Below are 17,230 nucleotides of genomic sequence, written 5' to 3' on the forward strand. Positions count from 1 at the left end.
TTGAGCCGGGGGCGGGGCGTGATTCACTGGGGTCACGTCCGGATCTGCCAGGAGCCCCCGATGAACCTGCACCAGTACGCCGAAACCCACGAAGTCACCAACCAGCCGCCCAGCCTCGACGGCGCCAATCTGTATCGCCTCGACCTGCCGCTGCAGCAATGGTCGCGCCATTACGGCGCGGGCTGGGCCGAGTCGCGCATCGATGCCTACGGCGCGCTGGCCGGTGGGCCGCTGATGGCCGCAGGCTTTCTGGCCAATCAGAACAAGCCGCAGTTCAGCAGCCATGACCGTTATGGGCATCGGATCGATCTGGTGGAGTTTCACCCGGCCTACCATGAGCTGATGCGGACTGCCATCGAGCATGGCCTGCCCTCGCTGCCTTGGGCCGAGCCGCGTGCCGGCGCGCATGTCGCCCGTGCCTCGATGACCTACCTGCACAGCCAGGCCGAAGCCGGTAGCGGCTGCCCGCTGACCATGACCTTTGCCGCGGTGCCGGCGCTCAGGCTGCAACCGGAGCTGGCCGAGTACTGGGTACCCAAGGTGCTGGCCACCGCCTACGACCCGCGCAATGTCGGCGACCAGCACAAGGTGGGGGTTACGCTGGGCATGGCCATGACCGAGAAGCAGGGCGGTACCGATGTGCGTGCCAATACCACCCGGGCCTACCCGGTGGGCGCGCCGGGGCCGGGCCAGGCCTACGAGCTGGTGGGCCACAAGTGGTTCTGTTCGGCACCGATGTGCGACGCGTTCCTGACCCTGGCGCAGACCGACAAGGGCCTGAGCTGCTTTTTGCTGCCGCGCCATCGCCCGGATGACACGCGCAACCAGTTCTATATCCAGCGCCTGAAGAACAAGCTGGGCAACTGTTCGAACGCGTCCAGCGAGGTGGAGTTTCGCGGCGCCCTGGCCTGGATGATCGGCGAGGAAGGCCGTGGCGTGCCGACCATCATCGAGATGGTGGCCATGACCCGTTTCGACTGCATGGTCGGCTCCAGCGCGCTGATGCGCCAGGCCCTGACCCAGGCCGCGCACCACTGCGCCCACCGCACGGTCGGGGGCCGGGTGCTGGCCGAGCAGCCATTGATGCAGAACGTGCTCGCCGACCTGGCCCTGGAAAGCGAGGCGGCGCTGGCCCTGAGCCTGCGCATGGGGCATGCGCTGGACCAGCCCGACGACCCGCACCAGGCGCGCTTTGCGCGGCTGATGACGGCGGTGGGCAAGTACTGGATCTGCAAGCGCGCGCCGGCCATGATCAACGAGGCCGCCGAATGCATGGGCGGCGCCGGTTATGTGGAAGAGAGCATCCTGCCCCGGCTGTACCGCGAGGCCCCGGTCAACTCGACCTGGGAAGGCTCGGGCAACGTGCAGTGCCTGGACGTGTTGCGTGCCCTGTCCAAGGAGCCCGGTGTACTGGACACGCTGTTTGCGGAGCTGGGCGATGGCCATGGCGATCCGCGTCTGGCCGCACACATCGGCAACCTCAAGGCGGCCTTCGCCGATACCGGCGACATCCAGTACCGCGCCCGCCAGCTCACCGAGGACATCGCCCTGGCGGTGCAGGCCAAGCTGTTGCTGGAGGCCGGCAACGCGGCGGTCAGTGACGCCTTCATCGGCAGCCGGCTGTCCGGCAGCGGCCGGGTCTACGGCACGTTGCCGCGCGGGGCGGACGTGGCGGCGCTGGTGCAGCGGGCCACACCGAACTGGCCGCTCTAACGTGCGTGCCTTTGCCGGCGGATATAGGCAAGATGGGCCCATGCATGTCAGACAGACAGGAAGTACATTGTGAGCCGTACCGATGAAACCTTCGTTGTCGTGGAAACCGCCGAGCAAGCCGTCGACCAGTTGGCCGCCTTGCACGAATCCGCCACCGCCGCACTGAGCCAGGCGCTCAAGCGCTACCTCAAGGACCGCACCGAGCCCAATGCGGCCGAGCGCGCGCAGTTTCGCTACCCCGAACTGCGCCTGACCTACCAGTATCAGGGTGACGTACCGGTGATCACCCGGGCCTACGCCAAGGTTCAGTTGCCGGGCACCTACAGCATCACCGTGACTCAGCCGGCGGCGTTTCGCGGCTACCTGCTGGAGCAGCTCGGGCCCTTGATGCGCGACTTTACCGTGACGGTCGAAGTGGGCCTGAGCGAGCAGAACATTCCCTACCCCTATGTGGTCGAGCAGGGCGATGAACTGGCCGGCACCGGCATCACCGCTGCGGCGCTGGCGCGGGTGTTCCCCAGCACCGACCTGTCGGCGGCCACCGACGGCATCGCCGACGGGCTGTACGACTGGGCCAACGTCGACCCGCTGCCGCTGGCGCTGTTCGACGCGGCGCGGGTCGATTTCTCGCTGCGCCGGCTGGTGCATTACACCGGCAGCGACTGGCGGCATGTGCAGCCATGGATCCTGCTCACCAACTACCACCGCTATGTCGACCAGTTCATCACCCACGGCCTGGAGCAACTGCGCCAAGACCCGCGCTTCGTGCGCATGGTGCTGCCGGGCAACGTGGTGATCGAAAAGGCCATGGACAATGGCGAGGCACAGGCGCTGGTGGCCGGGGTGGTGTGGCACCGCTACCAGATGCCGGCGTATCACCTGATTGCTGCCGACGGCCATGGCATCACCCTGGTCAATATCGGCGTGGGCCCGTCCAACGCCAAGAACATCACCGACCATCTGGCGGTGCTGCGCCCGCACTGCTGGCTGATGATCGGCCACTGCGGCGGCCTGCGCCAATCCCAGACCATCGGCGACTACGTGCTGGCCCACGCCTACATGCGCCGCGACGGCATCCTTGACCGTGTGCTGCCGCCCAATATTCCGATCCCGGCCCTGGCCGAGGTGCAGCTGGCGTTGCAGGAAGCGGCGGCGCAGGTGACCGGCGAACGTGGCGACGAGCTGAAAAAGCGCCTGCGCACCGGCACCGTGCTGACCTACGACGACCGCAACTGGGAGCTGCGCTGGGCCCAGGAGCGCCCATTGATCAACCTGTCGCGGGCTGTGGCAGTGGACATGGAAAGCGGCACCATCGCCGCCCAGGGCTACCGCCTGCGCGTGCCCTACGGCACCTTGCTGTGCGTGTCCGACAAGCCTCTGCACAGCGAGATCAAGCTGCCGGGGGCGGCCAACGCCTTCTACAACCGGGCGGTCAGCCAGCACCTGAAGATAGGTATTGCGGCGCTCGACCTGCTGCGCACCGAACTGAACTCGCTGCACTCGCGTAAACTGCGCAGTTTCGACGAGCCGCCGTTCCGCTGAGGCCCCATGCCGTTACCCCCCCGTTCCAAGCCGCGGCCCGCCGCGGCCAAACCCGCCGGCCCGCGTCGCCAGGCCAAGGCGCCGCCGGCCGCGCCGCGTCTGCTCCTGTTCAACAAGCCCTTCGACGTGCTGACCCAGTTCAGCGACGGGGAGGGCCGCGCCACCCTCAAGGACTTCATCGATGTACCGGGCGTATACCCGGCCGGGCGTCTGGACCGCGACAGCGAAGGGTTGTTGCTGCTGACCAATGACGGCCAGTTGCAGGCGCGCATTGCCGACCCCAGGCACAAGTTGCCCAAGACGTACTGGGTACAGGTGGAGGGCGAGCCGACCGAGGAGCAGCTGCAGCGTTTGCGCGAGGGGGTGCAACTGAATGACGGCATGACCTTGCCGGCCCAGGCGCGTCATCTGGAAGAGCCGCAACTGTGGCCGCGCAACCCGCCGGTACGCTTTCGCAAGAGCGTGCCGACCGCCTGGCTGGAGTTGGTGATCAAGGAGGGGCGCAACCGGCAGGTGCGACGCATGACCGCGGCGGTAGGCTTGCCGACCCTGCGCCTGGTGCGCGTGCGGATCGGCGACTGGAGCCTGGATGGGCTGGACCAGGGCTGCTGGCGCGAGGTGCCGGCGCGGCGCTAGACGCCTTCGATGAAGCCGATGACCACGCTCTTGATGACGAAGGCGAGAATGCCCAGGCCCAGCACGAAAAACAGGATGAAGGTGCCGAACTTGCCAGCCTTGGATTTTTTCGCCAGGTCCCAGACGATGAAACCCATGAAACCAATCAGGATGGTGACCAGGATGGTCATCATCCATTCTTCGAACAACGCAGGATCCATCGATCTTCTCCGCCAGGTTGAAGCGCGCGATTATACGCCCGGCCCGCAGCGCTGACTAACGCAGGTGCGTAAGGGGCAGCTCGGTGCTGGCCAGCACCTGGTTGAGCACGAAGCTTGAACGCACGCTGGTGACGCCTTCGATGCGGGTCAGGTGGCCGAGCAGCAGCTTCTGGTAGTGATCCATGTCTGGCACCACCACCTTGAGCTGGTAGTCGGCATCCATGCCGGTGACCAGGCTGCACTCCAGCACCTGGGGCAGGCTGCGGATGGCGGCCTCGAAGGTTTCGAAGCGCTCGGGGGTGTGCCGGTCCATGCCGATCAGCACGTAGGCGGTGAGGCTCAGGCCCAGCTTCTTGCGGTCGAGCAGGGCGACCTGGCGCGAGATGTAGCCATCGTCCTCCAGTTGCTTTACCCGCCGCGAGCAGGGCGAGGGCGACAGGCCGATCCGTTCGGCCAGTTCCTGGTTGGAGATGCGCGCATCGCGCTGCAATTCGGCAAGAATGCTCAGGTCGTATCGGTCGAGCTTGCTCATGAATGAAGCCTTTTCTGTTTCGATTGCTGCGGATTATCAATCCTTAGTTAAAAATTGCGCAAGTAATGTTTTGTTGAGCAATTTTCGCAATCCTCTGTCGCGGCGCTTGCCTATGATGGTCAACAGAATCACTGCCCGGACACATGTCCACAGCGGCGGCCCCAATCAGGGGCGCTGCGGCCAGCAACCCCACCGGGTTGTGCTCGGCCCCCGGGCTGCACACTGTTCACAAGACAGCGTGAGGTGAGCCGGCGTCACAAGCGCCGAGCACGGACGAAAATCTCGAAGGGTGGCCTCAGGGTCACCCTTTTTTAATGTCCGCAATTTCATCTGGCGCCTGCTGGCGCGTGGCAGGCGGCCTGATAGAGTAGGCCATGAATGCCAGCGGGAGAGAAACAGCATGAAGTCGCGCATCTGGCAGTTGGCAGGTGTTGGTCTGCTTTGCCTGAGCCTGGGCGCACAGGCCCAGGACGAGCGTCGCGGACCACAGCAGGACCCCAATGGCGGCGAGCGCCCGCCTGCGTCCTCGCCGCTCAACGCGCGCCCGGACGAGGTCCGCCAGACCCAGCCGCCACGCCAGGGGTACTATCAGGACGTGCCGCGGCGCAATGACGCCAATCAGCACTGGCAGGCCGGCGGGCCGGGGCAGCGCCCTGGCGAAGGGCACGGCAATGGCTGGGGCCCCGGGCCTCAGTATCGGCCGGGGCACACCATAGACCGCTTCCCGGAACCGTACCGGCGCGTGCCGTATCGTGGCAGTGACTATTACTATTCCGGTGGTTACTGGTATCGCCCGCAGGGGCCGCATTACGTGGTGGTGGCGCCGCCTTACGGGGTACGGGTGAACTACCTGCCCGACTATGCGCGGCAGGTGTGGGTGGGCAGTGCGCTGTTCTTTCTGGCTGCAGGCACCTATTACCAGTACCTGGACGACAGCCGCGACTATGTGGTGGTAAGCCCGCCGATGGCTGCGGCGCCGGCGCAACCGGGCAATGGTTATGACGTGATTGCCTACCCGGCCAACGGGCAGTCGCCACAGCAGGTCGATCAGGACCGCTACCAGTGTCACCGCTGGGCGGTGCAGCAGACCGGGTTCGACCCGGCATCGGCGACCTACGCGCCTGCGGCGCAGGTGACGGACACCTATCGACGGGCGCTGGGGGCGTGTTTGAGCGGGCGCGGTTACAGCGTCAACTGAAGCGCAACAGCTTCGCCGGCAAGGCCGGCTCCTACACGCACAGCGTGAATCCCGTAGGCGCCGGCCTTGCCGGCGAAGGGGCTGCTTGTCACTCCACCGGGTCGGCATGCACCAGCACTTCGGCCTTGGGGTACTCCCGGCGGATCGCCGCCGCTGCCGCATCGCACAGCACGTGGGCCTCGGTCAGCGTCAAGGTGCCCGGCAGCTCCAGGTCCACCTGAACGAACCAGTGGTTGCCCGACACCCGGGTGCGCAGGTCATGCGCGCCCTGCACGCCAGGCACCGCGCACACCAGTGTCATCATCTGCTCGCTCACCTCGCCGGGCAGCTCCTTGTCCATCAGGATGGCCGAGCTTTCACGGGCGATCTGCAAGGCACTCCATAGAATGTACAGCGCGATGCCCAGCCCAAAGTACGCATCCACCTGTGGCCAGCCGAACCGCGCCAGCACCAGCGCGACCAGGATGCTGGCATTGAGCAGCAGGTCGGAGCGGTAGTGCAGCGAGTCGGCGCGCACGGCGGTCGAGCCGGTGAGGCGCACCACCCTGGCCTGCACCATCAGCAAGGCGACGGTCAGCCCCAGCGACAGCAGCATCACGACAATGCCCACCGTGGCATCACCCAGCGGCGTGGGATTTTTCAGGCGTTCGACCGCCTGTACGCCGATCAGTACCGCACTCACCCCGATGAACAGCGCCTGGGCCATGCCGGCCAGTGCCTCGGCCTTGCCGTGCCCGTAGCGATGATCGTCATCGGCCGGGCGCAGGGCATAGCGCACCGCGAGCAGGTTGAGGAACGAGGCCACGCCGTCGAGCATCGAGTCGGTCAGGCCGGCCAGCAGGCTGACCGAGCCGCTGAGCCACCAGGCCACCGCCTTGCTCACGATCAGGATGCTGGCGACCCCGAGGGAGGCATTGGTCGCCAGGCGCAGCAGGCGGGCGTGTTCGGCGCTGGTGTTCATCGGTCGTCCTTGTGCGGGCGGTCAGGCGGCGGGCTTGAGGCCGTACATCGCCAGTTGTTCAACGCTGCCCTTGTGCTGGATCAGGCGCGGGTCGTTCAGCGGCAGGCGCTGGCCCAGCTCGCTCTCCAGGATGGCCTGCAGGCGCACCTTGTCGACCTTGCCATCGGCAGCGATGGCCTTGTTCAGCGTGTGCGGGTCGACCTGGGCGGTCTTGCCGCCGGGCAGGTAGATGGCGCCGGTGGCAAAGTCGACGCCGAAGGCGATCAGCCCGGGGATCACGTAGAACAGGATACCGATGGCATCCAGTGCCACGATCACCGGATCGACCTTGCCTTCGATCTGGCCGCGACGGTCGGGAAAGAACAGGGTGCCGCAAGCCGTCAGCTGGGTCAGCAGGGCAGCAACCACGGCACCGCCGATAAGGCGTGAAGGAATACGCATGTGAATCTCCGCAAAGTAGGCCGCACCGCTACCGGCGAAATGCCGGAGGGTGCAGCTAAGACCATGATAAGGCAGGCTCGGTTCGCCGTTATACTCGGCCGATTGTTCGAGGGCTATGGGCAGTTCTTTACTGATCAATACGGATCGGCGAGAACCGACGTATTCATGTCAGGCCTGTGCAATCAGCCCATTTCCCCCTTCGCTGCTGATCAGCAGGTTGGCTTTGTCGCCGTAGGTGCTGAACAGCCGCTTGGTGTCTTTCACGAACTTCACGTCCTGCTCCGCTCGGCGGGTCATTTCGCCATGCACATCCGCATGCAGGGTGGTCATCGCCGTGGCGGTTTCCTTGATGGTTTTTTCCAAGGCCTGGAAAAGTGGGCCCACTACGGGAAGCTTGGAGACTTCGATCCATGCGTAGTTCTGAAGGAAGGCGCAGAGAAACTCCCATGCGCTGTTGAGGCAGAAGTAAGTCCCCATTTTGCTCCGCTGCAGCGTGGCGATGATGTTCGACAGCGCGTCGCTCATGGCTTTGCTGTCGATAGCGTCGCTGGCGCTGATGCTGTTCAACAGTTCGATAATGCGGTCAAACAGCTCGGGCAGCCGGTTGCTGGCCTTGTAGTGTTCGAAAATCGCTTCGAAATCGATACCTTCAGGGCGTGTCTGATCCAGCATCCACTGATGGCATTTGATCTGTGGCAACAGCGTCACCAGATCGCGCATGAAGTCCGGGGTGGGCCGCTTGCTCTGGGCGTAGCCGGTGATGCACTTGATCAGTTCGTCAAGCCAGGCTGGGGTTCGCCCAGGGGGGATCAGCGCGCGCAAGCTAGTGGCAGCCTCATGCACTTTGGAAGCCTGTTGCTTTTTTTCGTGGGATAACTCGCCACCCATGATCCCCAGCAGTTTGTCGGAGGCATCGTACAGGCCGCTGCCTTGTCGATTGAGCAGAGTGGTCAGGTGGTCAAGCGCTTCTTTGTCGAGCATGGGCGCAGTCTCAAAATGTCTCCGGGCAGGGGCATCGTGCCGTTCCGCCTCGCTTTAACGGGACGATTTTGCCGGTTATGCGATGGCTAGGCCAGCAGGCGTCGTTGGTAACCGGCGCGTTGGTGAGGGCATGCCCTGCATTCCTTTATACTGCCGGGCTTGTTCGGGGGAATTCATGAGTTCATTGCCAATCGATGCCGTGCTGCCGGCCTTGCGCACCGCCTTGCAGCAGCGCCACGAAGCCGTGCTCGAGGCACCGCCGGGCGCCGGCAAGACCACCCGCGTGCCACTGGCCCTGCTCGATGAGCCGTGGCTGGCCGGCCAGCGCATCCTGCTGCTCGAACCGCGCCGGCTGGCTGCCCGCGCGGCAGCCGAGCGGCTGGCCAGCGAACTGGGCGAGGCGGTGGGCGAAACCGTCGGTTACCGCATTCGCCTGGACAGCAAGGTCGGCCCGCGCACCCGCATCGAAGTGGTCACCGAAGGCATCCTCACCCGGCGCCTGCAGGACGACCCGGCGCTGGACGGGGTGGGCCTGTTGATCTTCGACGAATTTCACGAGCGCAGCCTGGATGCCGACCTGGCCCTGGCCCTGAGCCTCAACGGCCGCGAGCTGCTGCGTGACGAGCCGCCGCTGAAGATCCTGCTGATGTCCGCCACGCTGGAAGGGCAGCGCCTGTCTGCGTTGCTCGACGACGCCCCGGTAATCAGCAGCGAAGGGCGCATGTACCCGGTGCAGATGCGCTGGGGGCGGCCGTTCCAGCCCGGCGAGTTCGTCGAGCCGCGGGTGGTCGACACGGTGTTGCAGGCGCTGGCCGACGAGCCGGGCAGCCTGCTGGTGTTCCTGCCTGGCCAGGCCGAGATCCGCCGTGTGCACCAGGCCTTGCAGGAGGCCCTGGGTGAGCGGCGCGAGATCCTGCTGTGCCCGCTGCACGGTGAACTCGATCTCGCGGCCCAGCGCGCCGCCATCGAGGCGCCGGCCGCGGGCCTGCGCAAGGTGGTGCTGGCGACCAACATCGCCGAAACCAGCCTGACCATCGACGGCGTGCGGGTGGTGATCGACGCCGGGCTGGCGCGGGTGCCGCGTTTTGACCCCGGCAGCGGCATGACCCGCCTCGATACCCAGCGCATCTCGCGCGCCAGCGCCACCCAGCGGGCCGGGCGCGCAGGACGCCTGGAGCCGGGCGTGTGCTATCGGCTGTGGTCCGAGGCCCAGCATGACCAACTGGCTGCCTACGGCAGCGCCGAGATCCTGCAGGCCGACCTTGCCGGGCTGGCCCTGCAATTGACCCGCTGGGGCGTGGCCCCGGCGCAGCTGTGCTGGCTCGACCTGCCACCGGCGGCGGCCTATGCCCAGGCCCAGGACCTGCTGGTGCGCCTGGGGGCGCTCAGGCCGGGGCAGTTGCTGGCGCTGACCGAGCATGGTCAGGCCATGGCCGAGTTGCCGGCACACCCGCGCATCGCACACCTGCTTTTGCGCGGCCAGGACCTTGGCCTGGCACAGATGGCCTGCGATGTGGCGGCACTGCTGGGCGAGCGCGACATTCTGCGCGGGGCGGGCGCCGACCTGCACAGCCGGCTGGCCCTGCTCAGTGGCGAAACCCGTGCAGCCCGAGGTGGGCAAGGCGGGGTGCAGCGGGCGCGACAACTGTCCCGCCAGTACCGCAGCTACCTGCGCGGCAAGGCCGGCGCGGCCGTGGCCGACCCCGAACATTCCCGCTGGCTCGGTGCCCTGCTGGCGCTGGCCTACCCCGATCGGGTCGCCCTGCAGCGCCGTGCCGGCGGCGCCGAGTACCGGTTGGCCAACGGGCGTGCGGCGCTGTTCGGTGAGGCCGACGCGCTGATGAAGCAACCCTGGCTGGTGATCGCCGACCTCGGCAGCCGCCAGGGGCAGCGCGAAGAGCGCATCTACCTGGCGGCCGAATTCGACCCGGCGCTGTTCGACGACGTGCTCGCCGAGCAGGTGCGCCACGTGGATCAACTGGACTGGGACGAGCGTGAGAACGTGCTGCGTGCCGAGCGCCAGCGCAAGGTCGGCGAACTGGTGCTCAGCCGCGAGCCGCTGACCGGGCTGGGCGAGGATGCGCGTGCGCGGGCGCTGCTTGACCTGGTGCGGCGCAAGGGCCTGGAGCTGCTGCCCTGGACCCCGGAACTGCGCCAGTGGCAGGCGCGGGTGGCACTGTTGCGCGGGCTGGATGTTGCGGCGGCAGGCCAGAGCGAATGGCCTGACCTGAGCGACGCGGCCTTGATGGCCAGCCTTGAGCACTGGCTGCAACCCTACCTGGGCAAGGTCACCCGGCTCAGTCATTTTGCCCAGCTCGACCTGTCGTCCATCCTGCGCAACCTGCTGCCCTGGCCGCTGCCGCAGCGCCTGGACGAATGGGCTCCGGTGCACATCGGCGTGCCCTCGGGTTCCAACATCCGCCTGGACTACAGCGAGACGCCGCCGATTCTGGCGGTGCGCTTGCAGGAACTGTTCGGCCTGGCCGAAACCCCGCGCATCGCCCAGGGCCGCCAGCAGGTGTTGCTGCACCTGCTGTCACCGGCACGGCGCCCGGTGCAGGTGACCCAGGACCTGGCCAATTTCTGGCGCAGCACCTACGCCGAAGTGAAGAAGGACCTCAAGGGCCGCTACCCCAAGCACTACTGGCCGGACGACCCGCTGGTGGCCGAAGCCACCGCGCGGGCCAAACCGCGCAAGTAGTCGCTAGGGCGGCGTCGGCAACAGCAGGCGCGCGCTCAGCGGCAGGTGATCGGAAATCTGCAGGGTGTCCTGCTGCAGCACCCGGGCGCTCAGGCGCTGCAGCTTGGGGCTGTGGAACAGGTAGTCCAGGGTGCGGTCCGGGCCGTTCAGGCGCGGGTCGTTGGGGTAGTGGGTCAGCCAGGCGCTGCGCTCGGCGCCACCGGCTTCGGCGTTGCTGGGGATCATCGGATACTTTTCCCACAGCAAGTGCAGGTCGCTGTCGGCGCCATAGTGCTGGCGCTGCTCGGGGGTGAGCCGGCGGTACTGGCCCAGCGGCAGCAGGTTGAAGTCGCCACCGATAAGCCACGGCGTGCCCTGGCTTTCCAGCTTGTCGAGCAGCGCGCCGAGCTGGCGCACCTGCTGGCGCTGGATATCGCTGCCGGGAACGAAGGGCGCCAGGTGGGTGTTGAGCACCGCCAGCGAGCCGCCATCACGCAGCGGCAGGTAGCTGGCCAGCACCGCCTGTTGCGGCTGCAGCAGGCGGCTCAGGGCGTTGTCGGGGGCCGAGGGCAGGGCCAGGCGTTCGGCCTGCTGGATGGGGTAGCGGCTCAGGGTCGCCAGGCCGCGGCCGACGCTGCCGAACACATGCCGGTCGGGCACGAAGTCCGCCTTCCAGTCGTAGGCCTGCACCGCACAGGGGTAGAGGTCGGCCAGGCGCTCGCGCAGCAGGGCCAGCTGGTCCTGGTAGGCGCTGGCCTTGGCGTTGGTGTCCAGTTCCTGCAACAGCACGATGTCGGGGTTGTCGGCGCGGATCACCCGCGCCACCTCGTCGAGGTTGAACGCCAGGTCCTGTTCGGTAGGGCGGGTGTCACTGCCCCGGCCTTCGTCATACCAGAACACGTAGCCCTTGCCGGCCAGGTACTGGATGTTCCAGCTCATGACCTTGAGCATCTGGCCCGGCACCAGCGGCGTGGCCGTGCCACGGCAGGCCACCGGCAGGGCCTCGCGCGGCTCGGGTTGCCAGCTCAGGTGACTGGCCAGCAGCCACAGCAGGGCAAGTATCAGCAGCAGGGTCAGCAGGGCATTGCGCAGTAGTCGGATCATCGGCTCGGCTTGGCGTCGCAGGTGAACCCGCAGCATACCCGAGCCGTTCGTCGCCTGCTTGGTTCAGCTCGGGTCGCGGGCCAGCGGCGGCTCGGTGACCAGCATGAACATGCGAAAGCTCACCAGGGTGCTGAACAGGGTGAGGAAGCCGTTGAAGCTGCCCACCAGCAGTTCCAGCCACAGCTCGGGCTCTTCTCCGATCAGGCTGCGGGTCAGCGCATCGATCAGCCACAACGGGATCATGGCCACGATCATGCACACCAGGATCTGCCAGAAGTGGCCCTTGCACAGCTCGAAGCTCTGACGCATGGCCGGCAGCGGTTGCAGGCCGCGCAGCACAAGCAGGTACTCGGCGAACACCAGGTTGACCATCACCCAGATGCCCGGAAGGATGAACAGCGCGCAGCCGGCCACGATCAGCAGCAGGCAGACGATCATCAGCAGCGCGAACGAGGGCCACAGGCGCAGCGACATGGCCAGCAGGTCGCGCTTGCGCGGCTCTTCACCCTGGCTGCGGGCGTCCAGGTAGAGGATCAGTGCGCCGCTGTAGAGCGGGTAGAACACCAGGCCCAGCAGCATGCCGTAGGCCAGGGTACGGGTCTGGCTGCCGAACTGTGCATAGATCGCCTGGGCCAGCAGCGTTTCGATGACGATCAGCGGCAGGCACAGCTTGGCGATGCTCAGCAGGTGGCGGCGGAAGAAATACAAGGAGTCTTGCAGAACGCTAAGCGGATTCATCAGTCGATATCGCAGTGACAGAGCAGGCCGCTACTTTAGCCCAGCGGTCGAACCTGAACAAAGTTTCATGCCGCGGGCCGATTGAATCGCCCATGCTGGAACCCCATCTAGTGCTCACCTGTAATCCCCCGGCTATCCAGTGAGGTCGCCCCATGAACCACGAAGAACAAACCTTGATCGACGGCCTGTTCGGCCGCCTCAAGCAAGCCGAGAGCGAAGGCGCACCGCGTGATGCCCAGGCCCAGGCGCGCATTGCCGAGCACCTGCAGCAACAGCCGTCGGCCCCTTACTACATGGCCCAGGCGATTCTGGTGCAGGAGGCCGCGCTCAAGCGCCTCGATGAACAGAACAGGCAATTGCAGGCCGATCTGAACCAGGCCCGCGCACAGGTGGCGGCCACTGCGCCGAGCAGCGGCGGCTTCCTGTCGAGCATCTTCGGCGGGGGGGCACGGCAACCCGAGCCGCAGCCGCAGCGCGCGGCCCAGCCGGCCCCGGCACCTGCCACCAGTGGTGGCGGCTGGCGTGAACCGGCCAGCGGCTTTGGCGGGCCCGGCGTGGCCCCTCAGCAGCAGGGTTTCAACGCCGCGCCCCAGGCCGCACCGGCCCGCGGCGGCGCCAGCAGCTTTCTGGGCGGTGCACTGCAGACCGCCGCCGGCGTGGCAGGCGGGGTGATGCTGGCGCAGGGCATCAGCAGCCTGTTCGGCCATCATTCGTCGCAGCCCCAGGAAGTCACCGAGATCATCAACGAAGCCCCGGCACCGGCCAGCGACAGCGGCTGGGGCGGCAACGACGAGCAGCGCCTGACCGCCGACAACGGTGGCTACGGCAATGATCAGGGCGGCTTCATGGACACCGACTACGGTGACGATGGCGGCGGCTTTTTTTCGGACGACGATTCCTTCGTCTGAGCCGCGCACATACCCGTACTGCCGTCAGGCTGGCATACTGGGCGCCGAAACGGCCCCGGTATGCGGGGCCGGCCCCTGGCGTGACGAGGAAGTGCGGTGAAGAAGATTGCGGTGTTCGCCGATGTCCAGAACCTCTACTACACCGTGCGCCAGGCCTATGGTTGTCATTTCAACTACGCCGCCTTCTGGGCGCACGTCAGCCAGGACGGCGAGATCGTCGAGGCGGTGGCCTATGCCATCGACCGCGGCGACAGCAAGCAGCAGCAGTTTCAGCAGATCCTGCGCAACCTCGGTTTCACGGTCAAACTCAAACCCTATATCCAGCGCAGCGACGGCTCGTCCAAGGGCGACTGGGACGTGGGCATCACCCTGGACGTGATCGACGCCGCCTCGCGGGTCGACGAAGTGGTGCTGGCCTCCGGCGATGGCGATTTCGACCTGCTGCTGGAACGGGTGATCAACCGTCATGGCGCCGAAGCGGTTGCCTATGGCGTACCGGGGCTCACCGCCAACTCGCTGATTCGCGCCGCCACCCGCTATGTGCCCATCGAAGGCGCACTCCTGCTCAAGCACTGAGAGCTACCCGAGGTTTTTGTGGAACGTATTGCGGTCATCGACTTTGAAACCACCGGCATCTCGCCGGGTGCCTACTGCCGCGCCACCGAAGTGGCGGTGGTGATGCTCGAACGCGGGCGCATCGTCGATCGCTACCAGAGCCTGATGAATGCCGGCGTGCCGGTACCGGCCTTTGTCGCCGGGCTGACCGGCATCACTACCGCCATGCTGCGCAGTGCGCCGGCCAATGCGCAGGTGATGAACGAGGTGGCCGAGTTCGTCGGCAGCACGCCCTTGCTGGCGCACAACGCCTCGTTCGACCAGAAGTTCTGGGACTACGAACTGAGCCTGATCGGACGCTCGCGGGTGCAGTCGTTCGCCTGTTCGATGCTGCTCTCGCGGCGCCTGCTGCCGGCTGCGCCGAACCACAAGCTCGGCACCCTGACGCGCTGGGCCGGGCTGCCCGACACCGGCACCGCTCACCGGGCCATGGCCGATGCCGAGATGGCCGCCAACCTGGCCCAGCACCTGGCCGGCGAACTGCGCCAGCGCCACGGTATCAGCGAAGTGTCGCACCCGCTGTTCTGCAGCCTGCAGAAGGTTCCGGCAGCCAAGGTTGCCGAAACCCTCAAGCGCTACCGCTAGGCTTTCTTGCCGTTGCTGTCGAGCTGGCCGAGCGGCACCCGTCGCTCTACCGCGCTGGACAGGATGATCGAGGTCTTGCTGAACCCGAACTGCGCCACGTGGTTGATCAGCTCTTCGAGTTCCGGCATCGAGCCGACCGCCGCCTGCATGATCACGCACGGATCGCCGGTGACCCGGTGGCACTCGGTGATCTGCGGGATACGCGCCAGGTCCTCATAGGTCTGCTGGTTGCCGTGGCTGGCCAGGCGCAGCTCGATCACGCACTGGATCGGCAAGCCGATCCGGCTCATGTCGACCTTGGCCTGGTAGCCGGTGATGACCCCACTGGCCTCGAGCTTGGCCACCCGCTCGGCCACCGCCGGGGCCGACAGGTTGACCTTGCGCGCCAGTTCGGCGAAGGAGGCGCGGCCGTTGTCGAGCAAGGCGGCGAGGAGCATGCGATCGTACTTGTCCATGGGGCGTGGGTACCAGGTGTTGAAACGATGGCGAATCGGGCAAACATCCGTTTTTTCGAAAGTCTGGTGGCCGTATAAACAGGGTTTGTAACTTAAAATTACCCGTTTGGCTTTCTAAACTACAGCTCCAAAACCCTGATTTCGAGCCTCCCATGCCTGCCTCCCGTCGCTTTCCGCTGGTGCTGATCGGTGCCTTCCTGGCCTTGTACCTGGTGTGGGGGTCGACCTATCTGGTGATCCGCATCGGTATCGAGTCGTGGCCACCGCTGCTGATGGCCGGGGTGCGCTTTCTGATTGCCGGCAGCCTGCTGTATGGCTTTCTGCGCTGGCGCGGGGTGCCGGCGCCCAGCTGGGCGCAATGGAAGGCCGCCGGGGCCATCGGCATATTGCTGCTCAGCTGCGGCAACGGCGGCGTGACCCTGGCCGAACATGCGGGCGTGGCGTCCGGGGTCGCAGCCCTGGCGGTGGCGACCGTGCCGCTGTTCACCCTGGTGTTCGGGCGATTTTTCGGGCACCGCAACACGCGTCTGGAATGGGCCGGTATCGGCCTTGGCCTGGCCGGCATCGGCCTGCTCAACCTGGGCTCCAACCTGCAGGCCAGCCCGCTGGGCGCGGCGCTGATCCTGTTTGCTGCAGCGTCCTGGGCCTTCGGTTCGGTGTGGAGCAAGAGCCTGCCGCTGCCGGCCGGGCCGATGGCCAGTGCCGCCGAAATGCTGGTGGGCGGCGCGGCGCTGCTGCTGGGCAGCGCGCTCAGCGGTGAACGCATGACCCAGATGCCGACCGCTGCCGGCTGGGGGGCGTTGCTCTACCTGGTGTTCTTCGGTTCGATCCTGGCCTTCAGTGCCTACATGTACCTGCTCAAGCATGTGCGCCCGGCGGCGGCCACCAGCTATGCCTACGTCAACCCGGCGGTGGCGGTGCTGCTGGGCATCCTGTTCGCTGGCGAGCAGATCGGCGTGGAGGAGTGCGTGGCGATGGCGGTGATCATCGGCGCGGTGGTGTTGATCGGCGTTCCGCAATGGCGCAAGGTGCCGGCCAGCGTAGCCACCCCGGCTGACGCCTTGAGGGGTGAGTTGTCCAAGTGAAGCGTCGTATTGCCATGGCAGGCTTGTTGGTTGGGATGCTGTCCGGTTGTGATGAACAGGAAGTTGGCCTGGAGTTTCAGGTATCGGTTATCGACAATTACGCCCACGGCCATGCAGACCGGTATTACGCCGAAGCGGTCCGTAACCTGCTGGCCGAACAGCAGATCGACCTGGCCCGAGTGGAAATGTGGGCCGATGACGAGACCCCTTGGGTGGTGAACCTGCGCATGCCAGGCGACGTATTGACCCCGGCGCGGCGTGAGGCTCTGCAGGCAACGGTCGACGCCGTGCTGGCTGCGCGCCAGGCAGTCACCGGCAACGTCACCCTGACCCTCGCGGATCAACCTGACCAGCCGATCGCGTTGCGGTTGGCCTTCCCCAACGATGTCGCGATCAAGAGCCATCCTACGCTCAGCGAAGCGATGCGCTCGCTGATCGAGAACACGGCGCGTGGCGAGGTCGATTGCCGGGTCCCGGTGAGGCTCAGGGCCAACCTGCCCTTCGAGGTGCTCGACTACAGTCAGGGCGTGATGACGCTGCGCACCCCGGACCAGAAGCTCAGGCGCACGCCGGTTCGCCTGGAATTCGCTGATGGCGGGTTGCGTAGTCAGGTAGCGCGCGGCCAGGTAGCCGTCAGCTTCAGCCGCGAGAAGGACCGCGACCACATGATCTTCGAACTGGGGTCGCTGGGCATGCACAGCTGGACGCCGATGTCGGCGCGCGATTCGAGCCTGAACGAGATCTACGGCCTGTGCCGTTCGCGCGCCAGCCAGCTGGGCAGGCCGCTGTCGCTGTTTGTCGGCAATGGCCTGGATCGCCTGACGTACGTGTACCTGCCGCCTGTGGATTGAAGCTC

Annotated in this window: 18 protein-coding genes; 10 read left to right on the top strand and 8 right to left on the bottom strand. The window is 66.3% G+C overall.

Features of this window, described 5'->3' with window-relative positions; all coding sequences use genetic code 11:
* Window positions 1-60: 60 nt before the first annotated feature.
* From FW760_RS17850 to FW760_RS17860, 3 genes are all read left to right on the top strand, one after another.
* Entirely contained in the window at window positions 61-1,713 is a 1,653-nt protein-coding gene (locus FW760_RS17850) for an acyl-CoA dehydrogenase family protein (RefSeq protein ID WP_116052298.1), read from the top strand.
* Between the two features lie 69 nt (window positions 1,714-1,782).
* A complete protein-coding gene (gene amn / locus FW760_RS17855; RefSeq protein ID WP_043863881.1) occupies window positions 1,783-3,255 on the top strand; it encodes an AMP nucleosidase in 1,473 nt (490 codons plus the stop codon).
* 6 nt (window positions 3,256-3,261) lie between these two features.
* The gene (locus tag FW760_RS17860) at window positions 3,262-3,891 is read left to right on the top strand and encodes a pseudouridine synthase (protein ID WP_043863880.1); all 630 of its coding nucleotides are present in this window, start codon (window positions 3,262-3,264) and stop codon (window positions 3,889-3,891) included.
* Here FW760_RS17860 and FW760_RS17865 read toward each other — a convergent pair.
* Both FW760_RS17865 and FW760_RS17870 read right to left on the bottom strand, forming a co-directional pair.
* Window positions 3,888-4,091, bottom strand: coding sequence for a DUF2788 domain-containing protein (locus FW760_RS17865; RefSeq protein ID WP_043863879.1), 204 nt, complete (start codon window positions 4,089-4,091; stop codon window positions 3,888-3,890). The genes FW760_RS17860 and FW760_RS17865 overlap by 4 nt on opposite strands.
* Before the next feature lie 55 nt (window positions 4,092-4,146).
* A complete protein-coding gene (locus FW760_RS17870; RefSeq protein ID WP_043863878.1) occupies window positions 4,147-4,623 on the bottom strand; it encodes an Lrp/AsnC family transcriptional regulator in 477 nt (158 codons plus the stop codon).
* A gap of 400 nt (window positions 4,624-5,023) precedes the next feature.
* On the opposite strand from FW760_RS17870, the gene FW760_RS17875 reads away from it, so the two are divergent.
* Window positions 5,024-5,821, top strand: coding sequence for a DUF6515 family protein (locus tag FW760_RS17875; RefSeq protein WP_253086437.1), 798 nt, complete (start codon window positions 5,024-5,026; stop codon window positions 5,819-5,821).
* A gap of 88 nt (window positions 5,822-5,909) precedes the next feature.
* Here the strand turns inward: FW760_RS17875 and FW760_RS17880 are convergent, their stop codons facing one another.
* The 3 genes from FW760_RS17880 to FW760_RS17890 all read right to left on the bottom strand — a co-directional run bounded on the left by FW760_RS17880 (window position 5,910) and on the right by FW760_RS17890 (window position 8,204).
* Window positions 5,910-6,782, bottom strand: a complete 873-nt coding sequence (locus FW760_RS17880; RefSeq protein ID WP_100634112.1) for a cation diffusion facilitator family transporter — start codon at window positions 6,780-6,782, stop codon at window positions 5,910-5,912.
* Window positions 6,783-6,803: 21 nt separating this feature from the next.
* Complete coding sequence (locus tag FW760_RS17885) at window positions 6,804-7,223, bottom strand: hypothetical protein (protein WP_043863875.1); 420 nt, start codon at window positions 7,221-7,223, stop codon at window positions 6,804-6,806.
* A 168-nt stretch (window positions 7,224-7,391) separates the two neighbouring features.
* Window positions 7,392-8,204 (bottom strand): hypothetical protein, encoded by an 813-nt coding sequence (locus tag FW760_RS17890; RefSeq protein ID WP_116052297.1) that lies wholly within the window; start codon window positions 8,202-8,204, stop codon window positions 7,392-7,394.
* A 175-nt stretch (window positions 8,205-8,379) separates the two neighbouring features.
* Here FW760_RS17890 and hrpB point away from each other — a divergent pair, with 175 nt between their 5' ends.
* A complete protein-coding gene (gene hrpB, locus FW760_RS17895) occupies window positions 8,380-10,905 on the top strand; it encodes an ATP-dependent helicase HrpB (protein ID WP_446443905.1) in 2,526 nt (841 codons plus the stop codon).
* Between the two features lie 3 nt (window positions 10,906-10,908).
* Here the strand turns inward: hrpB and FW760_RS17900 are convergent, their stop codons facing one another.
* Together FW760_RS17900 and FW760_RS17905 are read right to left on the bottom strand one after the other, a co-directional pair.
* Window positions 10,909-11,988 (bottom strand): endonuclease/exonuclease/phosphatase family protein, encoded by a 1,080-nt coding sequence (locus FW760_RS17900; protein WP_426427010.1) that lies wholly within the window; start codon window positions 11,986-11,988, stop codon window positions 10,909-10,911.
* Between the two features lie 63 nt (window positions 11,989-12,051).
* The gene (locus FW760_RS17905) at window positions 12,052-12,726 is read right to left on the bottom strand and encodes a hypothetical protein (RefSeq protein ID WP_043863873.1); all 675 of its coding nucleotides are present in this window, start codon (window positions 12,724-12,726) and stop codon (window positions 12,052-12,054) included.
* A gap of 152 nt (window positions 12,727-12,878) precedes the next feature.
* Between FW760_RS17905 and FW760_RS17910 the strand changes: the two genes are divergently transcribed.
* The 3 genes from FW760_RS17910 (at window position 12,879) to FW760_RS17920 (ending at window position 14,834) form a co-directional block, all read left to right on the top strand.
* A complete protein-coding gene (locus FW760_RS17910) occupies window positions 12,879-13,634 on the top strand; it encodes a DUF2076 domain-containing protein (RefSeq protein ID WP_054916353.1) in 756 nt (251 codons plus the stop codon).
* A gap of 96 nt (window positions 13,635-13,730) precedes the next feature.
* Window positions 13,731-14,210, top strand: coding sequence for a LabA-like NYN domain-containing protein (locus tag FW760_RS17915; protein ID WP_446443906.1), 480 nt, complete (start codon window positions 13,731-13,733; stop codon window positions 14,208-14,210).
* A gap of 18 nt (window positions 14,211-14,228) precedes the next feature.
* Window positions 14,229-14,834 (top strand): 3'-5' exonuclease, encoded by a 606-nt coding sequence (locus FW760_RS17920; RefSeq protein WP_043863870.1) that lies wholly within the window; start codon window positions 14,229-14,231, stop codon window positions 14,832-14,834.
* On the opposite strand, the gene FW760_RS17925 is transcribed toward FW760_RS17920, so the two are convergent.
* Window positions 14,831-15,289 (bottom strand): Lrp/AsnC family transcriptional regulator, encoded by a 459-nt coding sequence (locus tag FW760_RS17925; protein ID WP_043863869.1) that lies wholly within the window; start codon window positions 15,287-15,289, stop codon window positions 14,831-14,833. The two genes, FW760_RS17920 and FW760_RS17925, sit on opposite strands and share 4 nt — an antisense overlap.
* A gap of 152 nt (window positions 15,290-15,441) precedes the next feature.
* Here FW760_RS17925 and yedA point away from each other — a divergent pair, with 152 nt between their 5' ends.
* Together yedA and FW760_RS17935 are read left to right on the top strand one after the other, a co-directional pair.
* A complete protein-coding gene (yedA, locus tag FW760_RS17930; RefSeq protein WP_058540581.1) occupies window positions 15,442-16,374 on the top strand; it encodes a drug/metabolite exporter YedA in 933 nt (310 codons plus the stop codon).
* The gene (locus FW760_RS17935; protein ID WP_146094979.1) at window positions 16,371-17,225 is read left to right on the top strand and encodes a hypothetical protein; all 855 of its coding nucleotides are present in this window, start codon (window positions 16,371-16,373) and stop codon (window positions 17,223-17,225) included. The genes yedA and FW760_RS17935 overlap by 4 nt, the downstream gene beginning before the upstream one ends.
* The last annotated feature ends 5 nt before the right edge of the window (window positions 17,226-17,230 follow it).

The sequence above is a fragment of the Pseudomonas sp. 1176_21 genome, assembly GCF_052850635.1.

Coding starts and splice junctions, on each gene's coding strand:
- FW760_RS17850 (WP_116052298.1), top strand. CDS start 61: ATGAACCTGCACCAGTACGCCGAAACCCACGAAGTCACCAACCAGCCG.
- FW760_RS17860 (WP_043863880.1), top strand. CDS start 3,262: ATGCCGTTACCCCCCCGTTCCAAGCCGCGGCCCGCCGCGGCCAAACCC.
- FW760_RS17865 (WP_043863879.1), bottom strand. CDS start 4,091: ATGGATCCTGCGTTGTTCGAAGAATGGATGATGACCATCCTGGTCACC.
- FW760_RS17870 (WP_043863878.1), bottom strand. CDS start 4,623: ATGAGCAAGCTCGACCGATACGACCTGAGCATTCTTGCCGAATTGCAG.
- FW760_RS17875 (WP_253086437.1), top strand. CDS start 5,024: ATGAAGTCGCGCATCTGGCAGTTGGCAGGTGTTGGTCTGCTTTGCCTG.
- FW760_RS17880 (WP_100634112.1), bottom strand. CDS start 6,782: ATGAACACCAGCGCCGAACACGCCCGCCTGCTGCGCCTGGCGACCAAT.
- FW760_RS17885 (WP_043863875.1), bottom strand. CDS start 7,223: ATGCGTATTCCTTCACGCCTTATCGGCGGTGCCGTGGTTGCTGCCCTG.
- FW760_RS17890 (WP_116052297.1), bottom strand. CDS start 8,204: ATGCTCGACAAAGAAGCGCTTGACCACCTGACCACTCTGCTCAATCGA.
- hrpB (WP_446443905.1), top strand. CDS start 8,380: ATGAGTTCATTGCCAATCGATGCCGTGCTGCCGGCCTTGCGCACCGCC.
- FW760_RS17900 (WP_426427010.1), bottom strand. CDS start 11,988: ATGATCCGACTACTGCGCAATGCCCTGCTGACCCTGCTGCTGATACTT.
- FW760_RS17905 (WP_043863873.1), bottom strand. CDS start 12,726: ATGAATCCGCTTAGCGTTCTGCAAGACTCCTTGTATTTCTTCCGCCGC.
- FW760_RS17910 (WP_054916353.1), top strand. CDS start 12,879: ATGAACCACGAAGAACAAACCTTGATCGACGGCCTGTTCGGCCGCCTC.
- FW760_RS17925 (WP_043863869.1), bottom strand. CDS start 15,289: ATGGACAAGTACGATCGCATGCTCCTCGCCGCCTTGCTCGACAACGGC.
- yedA (WP_058540581.1), top strand. CDS start 15,442: ATGCCTGCCTCCCGTCGCTTTCCGCTGGTGCTGATCGGTGCCTTCCTG.